The sequence below is a fragment of the Massilia aurea genome, assembly GCF_014200505.1.
Lineage (GTDB): Bacteria > Pseudomonadota > Gammaproteobacteria > Burkholderiales > Burkholderiaceae_D > Telluria > Telluria aurea_B.
The window spans coordinates 447,932-462,200 of sequence record NZ_JACHBX010000001.1 but is presented as its reverse complement, the minus strand read 5'-3'; the positions used below and the strand labels follow the sequence as shown (position 1 = coordinate 462,200).

Genomic DNA, 14,269 nt, shown 5'->3' with positions numbered 1-14,269 from the left:
CTCACCACTTGTTGTAGGGGATGCCGTTCAGCCCCACCCGCGTGGAGCGCGAATACACATCATAGACATCGTCGCCTTCCTGCGGTTGATCCGGCTCGCTGGCATAACTGCGCTTGCCCCAGGTGGCGGCGTCATCGAGATCGCGCTCGGGTGTAAACGGGTCGCGCGGCAGGCGCCGCATGAAATAGATCCTGGTCTGCTTCGGGCTGCGCAGGTCGGGCACACCCTGCACCAGCAATTCCAGCCGCGGCGGATAGCCGCTGGCGTCGGCGGCCTTGGCCACGCGGCCTTCGTCGGCGGCCCTCTTGTAGGCGTCCAGGCCGGCGCGGATTTCGCGCAGGCCGCGCCGCAGTTCCTGCTCGTCGCGGCGCTGCACCGTGACTTCGGCCACCGGCAGCACCAGCGTGCCGAGCAAGGCCAGGATCGCGAGCGTGACGAGCAGCTCGATCAGCGTGAAGCCATGCCGCGCGTGCATGCCCGGCTGCGTCATCGCTGCGGCACTGGCGGCGTCACACCCGGCGGATAGGCGGCCGGCTGCGCCTCGGCCTCGGGTGCAGATGCCGATGCCGATGCAGGCACAGATTCAGGCGTCGTCACCGGCTGGCCCGGCGGCGCCGATGGGGGCGAACCCAGTTGCGGCGTGGCCGGCAAGGCCGACGGCGGCACCGAGAATGACGTCGCGGGTTCCTGCGCCGGCGGCGGCGCGACTGGCGTCGTGACCGTGGTCGTGGTGACGGTCGCTGGCGGCGCCAGAGCCGGCGCCGGTGTAACGGGCCGCGCGCCCGTCGCCGGCAGCAGTACCTGTGCACGCACGGCATTGTCAGGCCGGCGGCGGAAGCTCGCCTCGGTGCCGGCGCCGAATTCGGACGCCGATGCGGGCGGACGCTGCACCGCGCGCACGATGCGCGGCGTGATCGACAGCAGGATCTCGGTGCGTCCGTTGCTGTCGGTCTGGCTGCCGAACAGGCGCCCGACGATCGGCAGGTCACCCACGCCCGGTACCTTGGTGCCGCTGCTGCGGTCTTCATTGCTGATCAGGCCAGCGAGCACCTGGTTCTCGCCATCCTTCAGTTGCAGCATGGTGGTGGCCGAGCGGCTGCCGATGCGGTAGGCCACGGTGCCGTTACGGGTCTCGACGCGCTCGCCCAGCGTGCTGACCTCGAGGTTGATGCGGATCGCCACCTCGTTGTTCAGGTAGATGGTCGGCTCGACGTTCAGCGTCAGGCCCACGTCCAGGTAGGTGATGTTATCGGACGCGAAGCCGCCGATCCCCGACGACACCGTCGCCGAAATATTCGGGATCTTGTCGCCGATGACGATCTTGGCCTTTTCCTTGTTGCGCACGCGGATGCGCGGGTTGGCCAGCGTGGTCGTATCGCCGTCGGTCTTGCTGGCGTTGAGCGTGGCGCTGATCGGGCCCGTCGTGATGGTGCTGCTGTTCAGGCCACGCAGCTGGTCGATCGTCAGCACATTGCCATCGAACGACGTCAGTGGCGAGAAGCCGAGCGACGATGGCCAGTTGATCCCCAGGTCCATCACGCTGCTGCGGTTGATCTCCAGCACCTCGACGTCGAGCATGACTTCGGGCTCCGGCACGTCCTGCAGCGCCACCAGTTGCGTGGCGATGCGGATCGCTTCCGGGTTGTCGCGCAGGATCACCAGGTTCAGTTTTTCGTCGACCACTACGTCGCGGCTCTTGAGGATCGTCTTGAACGTGTTGGCAATCGACTTGGCGTCGGCATTCGCCAGGAAGAACGTCTTGACCGTCATTTCCTGGTACTCGCGCAGCTTGGCCGCGACGTTCGGGTAGATCAGGATCGTGTTGCCATCCATGACCTGGCGCTCGAGCTGGTTCGTCATGAGCAGGTAGTAGACGGCGGCTTCGACGGTGCTGTTCTTCAGGAAGATCGAGGTGCGGGTATCGGCCTTGACGTCCTTGTCGAAGATGAAGTTCAGGCCCGAATGGCGGGAGATGATCTCGAATACCTGCTTGAGCGGGGCATCGCGAAATTCGAGGCTGATGGGCTTGCGGTAGCTGGCCGCCAGCGCCGCCGGGCCGGATGGCGCGGCCGCCGCTTTCTCGTCGATTTCCAGCAGCAGCAGGCGCGCTGCCTCGTGCGCCGGGCGCTCGGTCAGCACGGCAGCGAGCTTGTCGCGCGCCGTGTCGATATCGCCCTTCTCGAACGCGGCGCGCGCCTCGATCAGTGCGGCCGCGTGGCGCCGGTCGGCCTCGACCTGGCGCAGGCCAGCGCGGGCGCGGTCGTTGCCCGGATCGATGGTCTGCACGCGCCGGTATTCGTTGCTGGCCACGTCGATCTGGCCGGCGGCCAGCGCACGGTCGGCTGCTTCGACCATGCGCACGACGGCGCCGTCGCGGGCGCGCAGGTAGGCCGCCTTGTATTCGGGATTGCCGGGGTCGGAGGCCAGCGCCTCCTGGTACTTGGCCAGGCCGGCGCCGACCTTGTCCTGGGCCACCAGTGCGTTGCCCTCCTGGTAGGCGCGCTGCGCCGCGCAACCCGCGAGAAGAAACGGCAACAGCAGCAGGGTCAACCCGCGCATCGGCAAACGAGCCATCAATCGAATACTCCAATATTGAGCTGCTGGACCTGGTCCAGCGGCAGGTAAGTCAGGGTCAGCGTGGGCGGACGGATCGCGTCCACGCGGTAGGCGCCGTCGATCGTCGCGCCGTCGCGCACGAGATAGGTACGGTCGTTGCGGGCCAGGTAGATTTCCCACACGCCGTCCTGGAGCGACTTGCCGATGTACTTGAACGGCAGGGGCGGCGCCACGGGTGGCGGCGGTGGCGGCGGCGGTACGTTCGGTGGCGGCGGCGGCGGTGGTGGCGTCCAGTCGTGGCGCGCGAACAGGGCCTGCTCGCCATCGCCGAAGCGCTCGCCTTCGGCGCCGATCAACTCGTCGCGCGGGACCAGGCGCACGATCGCGGTGTCTGCGACCGGCTTCGACACCGGGACGGCCGTGCTGCGCGCAGGCGCAGTGGCAGCCGTCTTCGCCACGCGCTCGGCCGGTTCAGACAGCGTGTTGTCAGGCGTCGTGTCGCCAAACACGACCAGCCCGGCGGCCAGCACCAGCGCGCAGCCCATTGCGATGTGACGCGGCTTCATCGCGCGTCTCCCGGTGCTGCGCTGCGCTCGGCGAGATAGAACGTCAGGCGAAGCCGCGCATCGACGCCCGCATCGCCAATCGCGTCGCGGCGAAACGCCACGTCGTCGAGCGAGGCATGCGGGATCGCGCGCAGTACGTCCATCGCAAACTGCCAGATCGCCCGATAACTGCCTTTGACGGGGAGATTGACCTGATAGGCGACCAGCCTGGCGTTGCGATCGACCGTGGTGCGGTACTCGCCCTGCTCCAGCGTCAAGCCATGGCGGGCAGCCAGTGCGAACACCGCTTTCAACTGGCGTTCGACGCTGCGTGCATCGCCCAGCGTCGCGTAGAACTGCGCCAGGTTCTGGTCGCTGCTCGGTGGCGGCGCGCTTGGTGCCGGGCGTGGTGGCAACGGCGTGCGCGCGAGACGGCGCGCCGCCTCGTAGTCTGCCTCGAGCCGGGCGCGCGCCGGCACCAGCGCGATCTGCACGGCTGCGCCGGCCACGATCAGCGCCAAGACGAGCGCCACCAGCGGATTGACCCGCGCGAGCAGCAGGCGCGCGCGAAGTGGCAGGGTCGCGAGCGTCATGGCGTCCCCCATTGCACGCTGATCTGGAAGCGCAGCGGCCGGTTCGGGTCTTCCTGCATCACTTCATGGCGCATCAGCACTACACTCGTGAACCATTCCTCGGCCTGCAGGCGCGTGATGTAGGCCAGCATGTCGTCGCTGTTTTTTGCTTCGGCGCTGATGCGCAGCGTGCGCCGCTTGGCGTCGGGCTCCAGTGCCAGCAGCGCGATCGAGGCTGGGGTGGCGTCGGCCAGTGCTGCCGCCAGGTCGCGCCATGGCAGGTTCAGTTGCTGCACGGCGGCGTTGACGGCAGTGACCTGCGCCGGCGCCAGGGTCACCTTCGGCGCGGCGGCCACCACGACGGGCGGCGGCGCACTGCGCACGGCCAGCGCCGCCTGCAAGTCGGTCAGTTCCTGCTGCTGCTCGAAGTAGCGCTGGGTCATGAACCCTGCGGGCACGCACATCGCCAGCACGGCGGGCAGCATGAAGATCAGACGTGGCGGCGTGCGAAACAGCGTGCGGCGCAGGCCCGGCGGGGCAAAATCGATGCGGGTACGCTTCACGCGGGCACTCCCGTACGCGCCAGGCGCGCCAGGTCGGACCAGCCGTCGCCGGCGTTCTGCTCCAGCAGGCTGCAGGCGAACTTCAGGCGCCCCGGGCTGCTGCCCCAGGCGGCCGGCGCGGCGCCGCACAGTTGCAGCCGTTCGGGCCGTCCCACGCCCACGCGCAGCGCTTCGCGCGCCACGTGCGATTCCAGCCAGTCGCGATCGGCGCCGGCCGGAATCGGGCTGCTGCGTACGGCCATCAAAACCGCGCCGTCATAGGCCGCGAGCGACAGTACGCCGCCATGCACCTGGCCGAACCAGGCCCCTGCCCTGCGCGCCTGGCGCCAGTGATTGAGCGCGGCGACGAACTGCGGCCGGATGTCGACCAGGTGAAAGCGGTAGGTCTCGGCAGCCAGCAGCAGGCCATTGAGCAGATTGAGCGGCGCAGCGCTGGCCAGGAACGGCCTGGTCGCATCCCAGTCGGCGCGGATCACCCACTCGGAAGGCGGCGCCCCGAACAGGTGCTGGAAGCGCAGCGCGGCCGCCCCTTCGAGGTCGCCCATGCGCGTAGCGCCTTGCGGCGGCGTGACCTGCCACAGGCGGATCAATTCATCGGCCAGCACGACACTCACGGTCCAGCCGCCAGGCGCATGGTCGGCGAACAGCGCGGAGAGGCCCGTGGCCAGCGCATCGGGCGCGAACAGGTCGAGCCGCTGCTCGGCCAGCAGAACAGGGGCGCGGCCGAACAGGCGGTTGATCCTGACGAGGGCCAGGCCATCGCTCGCAATGCCCAGGCGCAGGGTGTGTCCAAAGCGCAGATTGGTCCGCCTAAGCATGCAGGGTCACTCGCTTGATTTCATCGATGGTGGTGGCGCCGCGTCGCACGAGGTCAAGCGCGGCCAGGCGCAGGCTGCGCGTGCCGTTGGCATGGGCGGCGGCCTTGATGCGGCGGATTGGCTGCTTGTCGACGATCAGTTCGCGGATCTCGTCGTTCAGGGTCAGGATTTCGGCGATTGAACGGCGGCCCTTGTAGCCGGTGCCACGGCAATCGCCGCAGCCCTTCCCGCGCATGAACAGGTAGTCGCTCACCTCGGCGCGCTCGAGGTGTACCGAGGCCAGTTCGAGATCGGTCGGGTCGTGCCGCTCGCCGCAGCGCGGGCAGTTCATGCGGATCAGGCGCTGGGCCCAGATGCCGTTCAGGGCCGAGACGAATGCGTACGGATCGATGCCCATGTGCGTGAAGCGCCCGAACACGTCGAACACGTTGTTGGCGTGGACGGTCGTCAGGACCAGGTGACCGGTCAGCGCCGACTGCACCGCGATTTCGGCGGTTTCGCGGTCGCGGATCTCGCCGACCATGATCTTGTCCGGGTCGTGCCGCAGGATCGAGCGCAAGCCCTTGGCAAACGTCAGGCCCTTCTTTTCGTTGACCGGGATTTGCAGGATGCCCGGCAGCTGGTACTCCACCGGGTCTTCGATCGTGATGATCTTTTCGCGGCCATTGTGGATTTCGGTCAGCGCCGCGTACAGCGTCGTGGTCTTGCCCGAGCCGGTGGGGCCCGTTACCAGGAGCATGCCGTAGGCTTCCTGCGCCAGGTGGCGCAGCGTGACGAGCGACGGCGCATCGAACCCCAGCGCTTCGAGCGTGAGCGAGCCGTAGGCTTCGATCATCGCGCGCTTGTCGAGGATACGGATCACCGCATCTTCGCCGTGAATGCTCGGCATGATCGACACGCGCAGGTCGATGTCGCGCCCGGCCGCCTCGACACGGAAGCTCCCGTCCTGCGGCACGCGGCGCTCGGCGATATCGAGTTCGGCCAGTACCTTCAGGCGCGAGATGATGTGCTCGGCCAGCTCGATGCCGCCCACTGTCGTCGCGTGATCGAGCACGCCGTCCACACGGTATTTCACCGCCAGGCCGCCGGCCGTGCTTTCCAGGTGGATGTCCGAGGCGCCGGCTTTCAACGCGTCGTACAGCGTGGAGTTGACCAGCTTGACGGCCGGGCTGCCCGCTTCCGACACCGACGCGAACGACAGCACGGTGCCAATCTTGCCGTCGCGCCGGCCGTCGGCAGCCCCGCCCACGAGCGAATCGACGGCGCGCGCCGATTCCTCCTGCTTGGACAGGTAGGCCTGAATGTCGGCCTGCTGCGCCAGGCACAGTGCGAGCGGCCGGCTGGGCGTGGCGCGGGCCTGGGCGCCGAGCCACGTCTGCAGGTCGAGATCGAACGGATCGGCCACGACGCCGACCAGGCGCCCGTCGGCGTGACGCAGCAGCGCGCAGTGCCGCGACAGCGCCTGTGCCAGCGGCAGCAGGTCGAATGCCGGCACGAGCAGCAGCATCTCGCCCGTTTCCATCACGGGCAGCGCGAACAGCGCGCCCAGGGCCTGCACCAGCTCGCGCGCATCGCGCCCGGTCAGCGCTTCCAGCTCGGCCACGAGGCCACGGCGCGACACGTTTGCGGCGGCGCGTGCCTGCGCCAGGATGGCGGGATCGAACGGCGCGGCGGCCACGGGATCGGCGTGCGTGTTCATGACATGTCTCCTGCCAGGTCGAAGATCGGCATGTACAGCAGCACGACGATGGCGCCGACGACGATGCCGATGGCCGCCATCAGCAGCGGCTCGAAGGTGCGCGTGAAGCGATCGATCCAGCGCCCGATCTCGCCATCGTAGAACGCGGCGGACTGGGTCAGCATCGGCCCCATTTCACCGGTGCGTTCGCCCACGCGCAGCATGCGCAGGGAAATCGGTGTGGTCAGGGCGTTCGCTTCGAAGGCGTCCGACAGCGGCAATCCCGATTCGATGGCGCCACGCGCAGCCGCCAGGTTGCCGCGCACGCCAGGCGATACCATCGACTGCACGGTCTCGATGGCGTTGACGATGGTGATGCCGCCTTCGGTGAGCATGCCCAGCGTCAGGTACAAGCGTGACAGTTCGTAGATGCGTACACGCTCGCCGATGGCCGGGACCCGACGCAGCAGGCGCGCGATGCCGCCGCTGCGCAGCAGGTGGCGCACACCGAACAGCGTCACGGCCAGCAATACCAGCACCGACACGGCCAACAGCGTGCCATTGGCGCTGGCGAATGCGCCCCAGCCAAGCATCATTTGCGACATCCATGGCAGGTCGCGTCCTGCTCCCTGGTACACCTCGGCAAAACGTGGCACGACGTATGACATCAGGAACAGCGACACCCCACCACCGACCAGGAGCAGGATCGATGGATAGATGGCGGCGCTCACCAGCTTGGCGCGCACCACGTCGATGCGCTGCTGGTAATCGATGAAGCGCGCCAACGCGCGCGGCAAATCGCTGGTCCCTTCCGCGGCGCGCACGATGCCGATATACAAGGGCGGGAACAGTACGGGCTGTTCGGCCAGCACGCTGGAAAAACGCTTGCCTTCGCGCAAGCCGGCCAGCAAACGTTCCAGCACGGCGCGGGTACCCGGCGTGGCTTCTTTTTCCAGCAGGGCTTCCAGGCTTTCGACGATACCCAGGCCGGCGCTGAGCAGTGCGAGCAGTTCCTGACTGAACAATACCAGCGACAGCTTGCCGCCGCTACGGCCCAGCGCGGCCGCGCGCGCGCCGCGTGCAGGCTCAACCGCACTGACGAACAGCCCGCGCGCCTCCACCTGGCGCCGTGCGTCAGTGGCGTCATTGGCATCGATCACCATCGTGGCGATCGACAGGTCGGCGGCAAGGGTGCGAACAGCAAACTGCATCAGGGTAACGACAGAAGAAGATGGGTGGTGTATCGGATCACGGCCTGCGGGTACAAAAGCATTACTGCGAGCTGATGTCAGCGTTCTCGGCTGTCCCACCGGGCTGCCCATCCTTGCCGGTAGAAACAATTTCATATTCCGCCGTGGTGCCGGGCGAACGGTACACATAGGGGTTACCCCATGGATCGGGTGGAATGCCTTTCTTCATGTACGGCCCATTCCATTTGGCGGTGGCCGTCGGCGGCGCCACCATCAGCGCACTCAGCCCTTCTTCGGTGGTTGGATAACGACCGACATCAAGGCGGTAGGTGTCGAGTGATTTTTCAAAGCCCTCGATCTGCGCCTTGGCAATCGTTACTTCCGACTTGCCAAGCTGGGCAAAGTATTTGGGTCCGACATAGGCAGCCAGCAAACCGATGATGACGATTACCACCAGTAACTCGAGCAGTGTAAAACCTCTCTGGCATGCGCGCGTGCGCTCATGCGCATTGGCAGGGGCAACATGCCCCGCGTTTGTTGCCGATATCATTCAATCAACTCCTGGTAGCGATGGTATGCCATGCGTTGCAACTGGTTTACCGACCGAGATAGTGCCGGCAAAGGATGTTTTTGGCGTGCAAGGCTAACACGTCGAAACGACCGACGACAACTTTTCTTCGAGCAAATTTATAACGCTGTGGAACACGCTCTTACTCATAAGAAATTAGTCGCTAATAAGTTCGTGTCCTCGTGAAAAAATGCAACGTTGTTGCGAGTTTCACACATTATTTTGCACCGTCAGCAATTAATAAATTTTCTTGTAAAAACAAAATCTTATCAGCATAAATGAGAAGAAACAAAATACAGGCTGTTAAGAATAATTACACTTAAGTTGTTGCCGAGGCTATATTTAATTGTAAGCAAAAAAAGTTACAGGCGACCTCCATAGCGCCAGGCGATCATTCATGATGTATAACCAGAAGGACTACCCATGATCCGGAATACCCGTCTTACCGCAACGCTCAACAAACTGCTCGGCGCTGCCGCCGTCGCATCCACGCTGTGTGCGGCATCCTTTGCACAGGCCGGCGTACTCGATTTCGAACAACCTGTCGATGCACCGTTTGTCTTTGCGGGCGACGTTTTAAGTGTCGGCAAATATTACGTTGAAGGTGCGGGTACCCCTGGCCTGGTCGGGTCGATCGGTGGCAACGATGCCTGTTTCAATGTGCAATGCCCAGCCAACAATGCGACCAACTACTATTCCGGCCTGGCCGACGGCTATATGTTCTTCGGCATGAACGATGGGTCGTCGTTCTCGCTTGCCAGTCTCGACGCCAGCTTCATTGGCCTGGGTGGAACCTATCCAGCGCTTGCAGGGCTGTTGTACATCACCGGATTCGACAGCCTTGGCCTCGTTGCCGAAACGTACCTGGATCTTCTGGGACCGACCAATGGCACCTTCAACTTCCGCAACTACGATCTGACGGGTTTTGGCGGTGGCAAACTGTTCACCGACATCCGTATCGCCAGCTTTGCATGCGATGCTGCGGGTAATTGCAACCGCACTACCAATCAGGCGAACTTTGCACTCGACAACATCGTCACCATCGATGCCAGCGAAGTGCCGGAACCCGGCACGTTCGCACTGATGGGCCTGGGCCTGCTGGGCCTGCGCGCATTCACCCGCCGCCGCGCTGCCTGAGCAACCCTTTGATCAAGACCATCGAGACTACAACATGACATTCAAAGTTCGTCCTATCGCGATCGCCGCGGCCATCCTGCTCTCCGGCGCGGCCAACCTGTCGCTGGCACAAGAAGTACGCCGTCCCTATATCGTCCAGTTGCAGGCTGAACCTGCCGCCTCGTACAAGGGCGGCGTCGCCGGCCTGGCAGCGACCCAACCGGCGCCGGGCACCGCATTCGACTACCACTCCGCTCCTGTGCAGGAATACGTCAAGTACCTCGGCGCGAACAAAGGCGCTGTGCTGGCAACCATCAGCAATGCCACCATCCTTGCTGACTACGAAGTCGTCCTCAACGGCTTTGCCGCCATGCTGACCGACGCCGAAGTACTGGCGCTGAAAAATAACGCCGCAGTCACCGATGTCCAGGCTGACGCCGCCCGTTCGTTCGACACGGTCACCACCCGCGACTTTCTGGGTCTGACCAAAACCGGCGGCCTGTGGTCGCAATATGCCGGTGGCTCGCTCGTCAAGGGCGAAAACATGGTCGTCGGGATTGTCGACAGCGGGATCTGGCCGGAAAGTCCATCCTTCGCTGACCGCGTGGACGGTAACGGCAAACCAACCTTCGACCAAAGCGGTACGCTGGCATACACGTCGCCGCCAGCCACCTTCACCGGCAGTTGCATGGCTGGCGAAGGATTCGATCCAGCCATTCATTGCAACAACAAACTGATTGGCGCAAAATTTTTCAACGCCGGTTTCCGCGCATCGGGCCAGACGCTCAACTGGAGTGACTTCGTCTCGCCACGCGACTCCAACATCGGCACCGACGGCAACAGCACCGGTCATGGCGGCCACGGCAGCCATACCGCCACCACCGCCGCCGGTAACGAGGGCGTGACCGCGGTTCTTGGCGGCGCACCGCTTGGTGAGGCCAGCGGCATGGCGCCGCGCGCGCGCGTCGCAGCCTACAAAGTTTGCTGGACCTATGACAATCCGGCTGAACCGGACGGCACCCGCGCCACCAACAGCTGCTTCAACAGCGATGCCGTCTCGGCGATCGATGCGGCGGTGCGCGATGGCGTGAACGTCATCAATTACTCGATCAGCGGTTCCCAAACGTCGTCGGCCGACCCTGTCGAACAAGCTTTCTACCGCGCCTCGCTGGCCAATGTGTTTGTCGCGGCATCGGCCGGCAACTCCGGACCGGGCAATGCCGTCGCCCACATCAGCCCATGGCTGACAACGGTTGCTGCATCGACCCACGACCGCTACTACGTTGCCGATGCAACGCTCGGCAACGGCGCAAAGTACACCGGCGCTTCAGTCAATTCCACCCCTGTGCCAAGCACACCGCTGATTCGCGCGGAAGACGCCGGCCTGGGTGGCGGCAACGCCAACCTGTGCTTTAGCGGCAGTCCGGCCGCCGGCCAGGTCATGCTCGATCCGGCGAAGGTGACCGGCAAGATCGTCATTTGCACCCGTGGCAACAATGCCCGCGTCGACAAGAGCCTGGCCGTGCTCAACGCAGGCGGCATCGGCATGATCCTGGCCGATAACAACAGCGGCCTGGTAGGCGAAGTCCACTCGGTGCCGACCGTCCACATCAACCAGGCTGACGGCGCTGCCGCCAAGGCCTACGCCGTAGCACAGGGCGCTGCAGCCCGCGCCGCCATTGGCACTTACTACAACCAGCCGAAACCGGCGCCGCTCATGGCCAGCTTCTCGTCGCGCGGGCCAAATATGGGTGACCCGAACATCCTGAAACCCGACCTGACCGCCCCTGGCGTGGACATCATCGCCAGCGTGACGCCAGCATTGACCCCGGCCGAACACGACGCCGTCGCCAGCGGCGGCCTGGTGCCGATGCCAGCCTACGCGTCATACCAGGGCACCTCGATGTCGAGCCCGCACGTGGCCGGTATCGCCCTGCTGATCCGTCAGGCGCATCCGACCTGGTCGCCAGCAGCCGTCAAGTCGGCCCTGATGACCACTGGCTATTCGACCCTGAACGACGGCGTCGCCGGCGCTTCCAATGGTCTGTTGCCATGGTCCCAGGGTGCGGGCCACATCGACCCGAACAAGGCCATCGATCCGGGCCTGGTGTACGACGCCAGCAAAGCCGACTACGTGCAGTATATGTGCAAGGTCAACCGGACTCTGGTCACGCCGGCATCCGACTGCACTACCTACGGCATCCTCGACGAAACCTATAACCTGAACCTGCCGTCCATCACCGTCGCAGCAGTCCAGGGCGCCACAACCGTGCGCCGCAGTGTCACCAATGTGGGTAGCAGCACGGCAACCTATACCGCCAGCGCCACAGTGCCAGGCTTCTCCACGGTCGTCACGCCAGCAACGCTGACGCTCGCGCCAGGTGCCACCGCCAACTTCACGGTACGCCTTACCAACGCCAATGCTGCTGCCAACGTCTGGAATTTCGGTAGCCTTACCTGGACCGACGGCACGCGCAATGTCAAGATTCCGGTCTCGGCACGTCTTGGCCTGGCAGTGACGTCGCCAGGCGACATCATCGGCGACAAGGTCAGTGGCAGCAAGCTGTTCACTGTGCGAACCGGCTACTCGGGCGTGATGCCTTATGCCAAAGGCGGTCTGAAGCCAGCCACTGTCGGCGAGCAGGTCACGCTGTCCGCCCGTGCCCTTAGTTCGGCTGACCTTCGCATTGCCTGCGCCGCTGGCGTGAGCACCGCTTCGGTGCGCGTGTATCCGGTCACCATCCCGGCAGGTACCGTGGTTACCCGCTTTGCCCTGTACCAACAGGACAGCAACCCTGGCGACGATCATGACCTCGGCATGCTGTCGCCGGACGGCACCTGGACCTACTCGGGTAACGACGGCACCAACGAGTCAGTACAACGTGCCAGCCCTCCTGCAGGTAACTACCGTGTCTGCACCGTGGCTTACGGCAGCAACGTGGCAGCAATGCGTCACAGCCTGCATTCGTGGGTTGTCACCCGTAACGATGTCGGCGGCAAGTTCGTCGTCGCGGCCCCGGGCAAGGTGGTTGCTGGCACCAATACGCCAGTCGGCATGAGCTGGAGCGGTCTCGAACTCAACCAGCGCTACCTTGGCGCCGCCGAGTTCATGGACGCGAATGGCACGGTGCGTGCCACCACGGTTCTGCGTGTCGAGACTGGCCTGGCCAGCGTGCCGCGGGCGCAAGCCGAAAAAGCCGGCTTGAAGGCAGCCGTCGCCAAGTAACAACCTGGCGGGCGAAAAAAAAGCTGCGGTCCTCGGACCGCAGCTTTTTTTATATCTGATCGTTTTTTCTCGATCGTTCTGGACGTTGATTGTTATATCGCTCGAGCGTTGCAGGGTAGTCGAACGTTCAACAAAAATCAGATTGCCGACTGCCCGCCATTGCCTGGCGCATTGAGCTGGCAGGTGCCAGCCCGGCACACGGCACCGGGATCAGGAAAAAACTGGCATGTGGACATTTCACCGGATGCAGCGATCGCTGCTTCACGCTCGCTCTTGAATTGTGCGGCCAGCGCTGCCAATGCCGCACCGTCCGTTTTCGCGCTCGACCATGGCAGGTAAGCCTGCGGGCCACCGCAGGCACGCGCGCCCAGTGCCAGCGTGTGGCATTGCGCATTGTCGGTGCAGCCCGCATCGCCGATCAGCGCGCGGATCTGGGCCTGGGTATCCCCCGCCGGCGATGGCGCCTTGGGAGTTGCAGGGGCTCGCGGCTTGGCCGCGCAGGCTACGCAGACGGCGCAGGCCAATAACATCAGAATGGATAATGGTCGCATGGATCCATCATGGCCAGCATCCCGAACGAGGTCAAGCCCAATCCGTCGACGATGCGGCGGAAACGGACCAGCCTGGTAATCGATTCGCCACGCTTGCCTGTACCGTCATCGTGGCCGCGCTTCCCGACCAGTCAGTGATGTTGTCAGCGCCCTGCTCTGCGGTTTCGCCTGCCTGACTGCCTGCGGCGGCGTCTTCCGGTCCGGCATCCTGGCATGAAAAAGCGCAGCTGCCCTTCGGCAGCTGCGCTTTTTCCCACGTCCAGCTTATAACAGCAAGCGCTTTAACCGCGCTGTTGCATCCGGCGGGTGGCGCCGATCAGCAGCAGGCCAGTGGCGAGCAGCAGCCATTCGCCTGGTTCTGGGACTTCGGCGATCTGGGCGACTTGTGCCACGCCAGGGGCGTTCACTATCAGCGCATCTGCCTGACCTGGCTCCAGATCGATTGTGAACAGGCTGCCATTGGCACCAAGATACGCGTCCATGGCATCGTTGAACAGCGCGACGCTGAATCGCGTCCCAAACACATCGTTACTGGTCTCGAAGCTGACGTCAAACGAGAACAGTCCGCCGAAGCTCACCGCCTGATCGAAGAAGTTTTGTCCCTCACTATTACCCAGGATGACACCGCCCGCAGCATCGCCACTGGCGCTTCCCAGATACATGACGTCGCTCAGGAACGCTCCATTAAAGTTGGTGATGCGGGCGATCGCGTCGGCAGAATCGCCGCCGTTGAAGCCCAGATCAAGAAAGCCGGTGCTGCCTGCGAATGCCGATGTATCGACTGACACGCGGTACATTGGCCCAGCCAGCGCCGCCGGCGCGCCGACCGCAATCGAGAACGCCAGCAAGGCGCGGAGGAACAGGGAATAAAGATTTTGCATGCTAG

The 14,269-nt window shown here is 64.5% G+C and carries 13 protein-coding genes; 2 read left to right on the top strand and 11 right to left on the bottom strand.

The window, feature by feature from the left end:
• Position 1 precedes the first annotated feature (1 nt).
• From HD842_RS01955 to gspG, 9 genes are all read right to left on the bottom strand, one after another.
• The gene (locus HD842_RS01955; protein ID WP_183550252.1) at positions 2–475 is read right to left on the bottom strand and encodes a type II secretion system protein; all 474 of its coding nucleotides are present in this window, start codon (positions 473–475) and stop codon (positions 2–4) included.
• A gap of 11 nt (positions 476–486) precedes the next feature.
• Positions 487–2,559 (bottom strand): secretin N-terminal domain-containing protein, encoded by a 2,073-nt coding sequence (locus HD842_RS01950; protein WP_229424553.1) that lies wholly within the window; start codon positions 2,557–2,559, stop codon positions 487–489.
• A gap of 14 nt (positions 2,560–2,573) precedes the next feature.
• On the bottom strand, positions 2,574–3,122 hold the full coding sequence (locus HD842_RS01945; protein ID WP_183550242.1) for a hypothetical protein: 549 nt from the start codon (positions 3,120–3,122) through the stop codon (positions 2,574–2,576).
• Entirely contained in the window at positions 3,119–3,694 is a 576-nt protein-coding gene (locus tag HD842_RS01940) for a hypothetical protein (protein ID WP_183550240.1), read from the bottom strand. The genes HD842_RS01945 and HD842_RS01940 overlap by 4 nt, the downstream gene beginning before the upstream one ends.
• Complete coding sequence (locus tag HD842_RS01935) at positions 3,691–4,236, bottom strand: PilN domain-containing protein (protein ID WP_183550237.1); 546 nt, start codon at positions 4,234–4,236, stop codon at positions 3,691–3,693. Before HD842_RS01935 ends, HD842_RS01940 begins: the two co-directional genes overlap by 4 nt.
• Entirely contained in the window at positions 4,233–5,054 is an 822-nt protein-coding gene (locus tag HD842_RS01930) for a hypothetical protein (RefSeq protein WP_229424552.1), read from the bottom strand. The genes HD842_RS01935 and HD842_RS01930 overlap by 4 nt, the downstream gene beginning before the upstream one ends.
• Positions 5,047–6,753, bottom strand: coding sequence for a GspE/PulE family protein (locus HD842_RS01925; protein ID WP_183550235.1), 1,707 nt, complete (start codon positions 6,751–6,753; stop codon positions 5,047–5,049). Before HD842_RS01925 ends, HD842_RS01930 begins: the two co-directional genes overlap by 8 nt.
• The gene (locus tag HD842_RS01920) at positions 6,750–7,943 is read right to left on the bottom strand and encodes a type II secretion system F family protein (protein WP_183550232.1); all 1,194 of its coding nucleotides are present in this window, start codon (positions 7,941–7,943) and stop codon (positions 6,750–6,752) included. The genes HD842_RS01925 and HD842_RS01920 overlap by 4 nt, the downstream gene beginning before the upstream one ends.
• A gap of 61 nt (positions 7,944–8,004) precedes the next feature.
• A complete protein-coding gene (gene gspG, locus HD842_RS01915; protein WP_183550229.1) occupies positions 8,005–8,472 on the bottom strand; it encodes a type II secretion system major pseudopilin GspG in 468 nt (155 codons plus the stop codon).
• 441 nt (positions 8,473–8,913) lie between these two features.
• Here gspG and HD842_RS01910 point away from each other — a divergent pair, with 441 nt between their 5' ends.
• Positions 8,914–9,627 carry an NF038120 family PEP-CTERM protein gene (locus HD842_RS01910; RefSeq protein WP_183550226.1) on the top strand — a complete coding sequence of 238 codons (714 nt, stop codon included), beginning with the start codon at positions 8,914–8,916 and terminating at the stop codon, positions 9,625–9,627.
• 34 nt (positions 9,628–9,661) lie between these two features.
• Positions 9,662–12,832, top strand: a complete 3,171-nt coding sequence (locus HD842_RS24335) for a S8 family serine peptidase (RefSeq protein ID WP_183550223.1) — start codon at positions 9,662–9,664, stop codon at positions 12,830–12,832.
• 137 nt (positions 12,833–12,969) lie between these two features.
• On the opposite strand, the gene HD842_RS01900 is transcribed toward HD842_RS24335, so the two are convergent.
• Complete coding sequence (locus tag HD842_RS01900) at positions 12,970–13,383, bottom strand: hypothetical protein (RefSeq protein ID WP_183550220.1); 414 nt, start codon at positions 13,381–13,383, stop codon at positions 12,970–12,972.
• 281 nt (positions 13,384–13,664) lie between these two features.
• Positions 13,665–14,264, bottom strand: a complete 600-nt coding sequence (locus tag HD842_RS01895) for an NF038129 family PEP-CTERM protein (protein WP_183550218.1) — start codon at positions 14,262–14,264, stop codon at positions 13,665–13,667.
• Between the last annotated feature and the right edge of the window lie 5 nt (positions 14,265–14,269).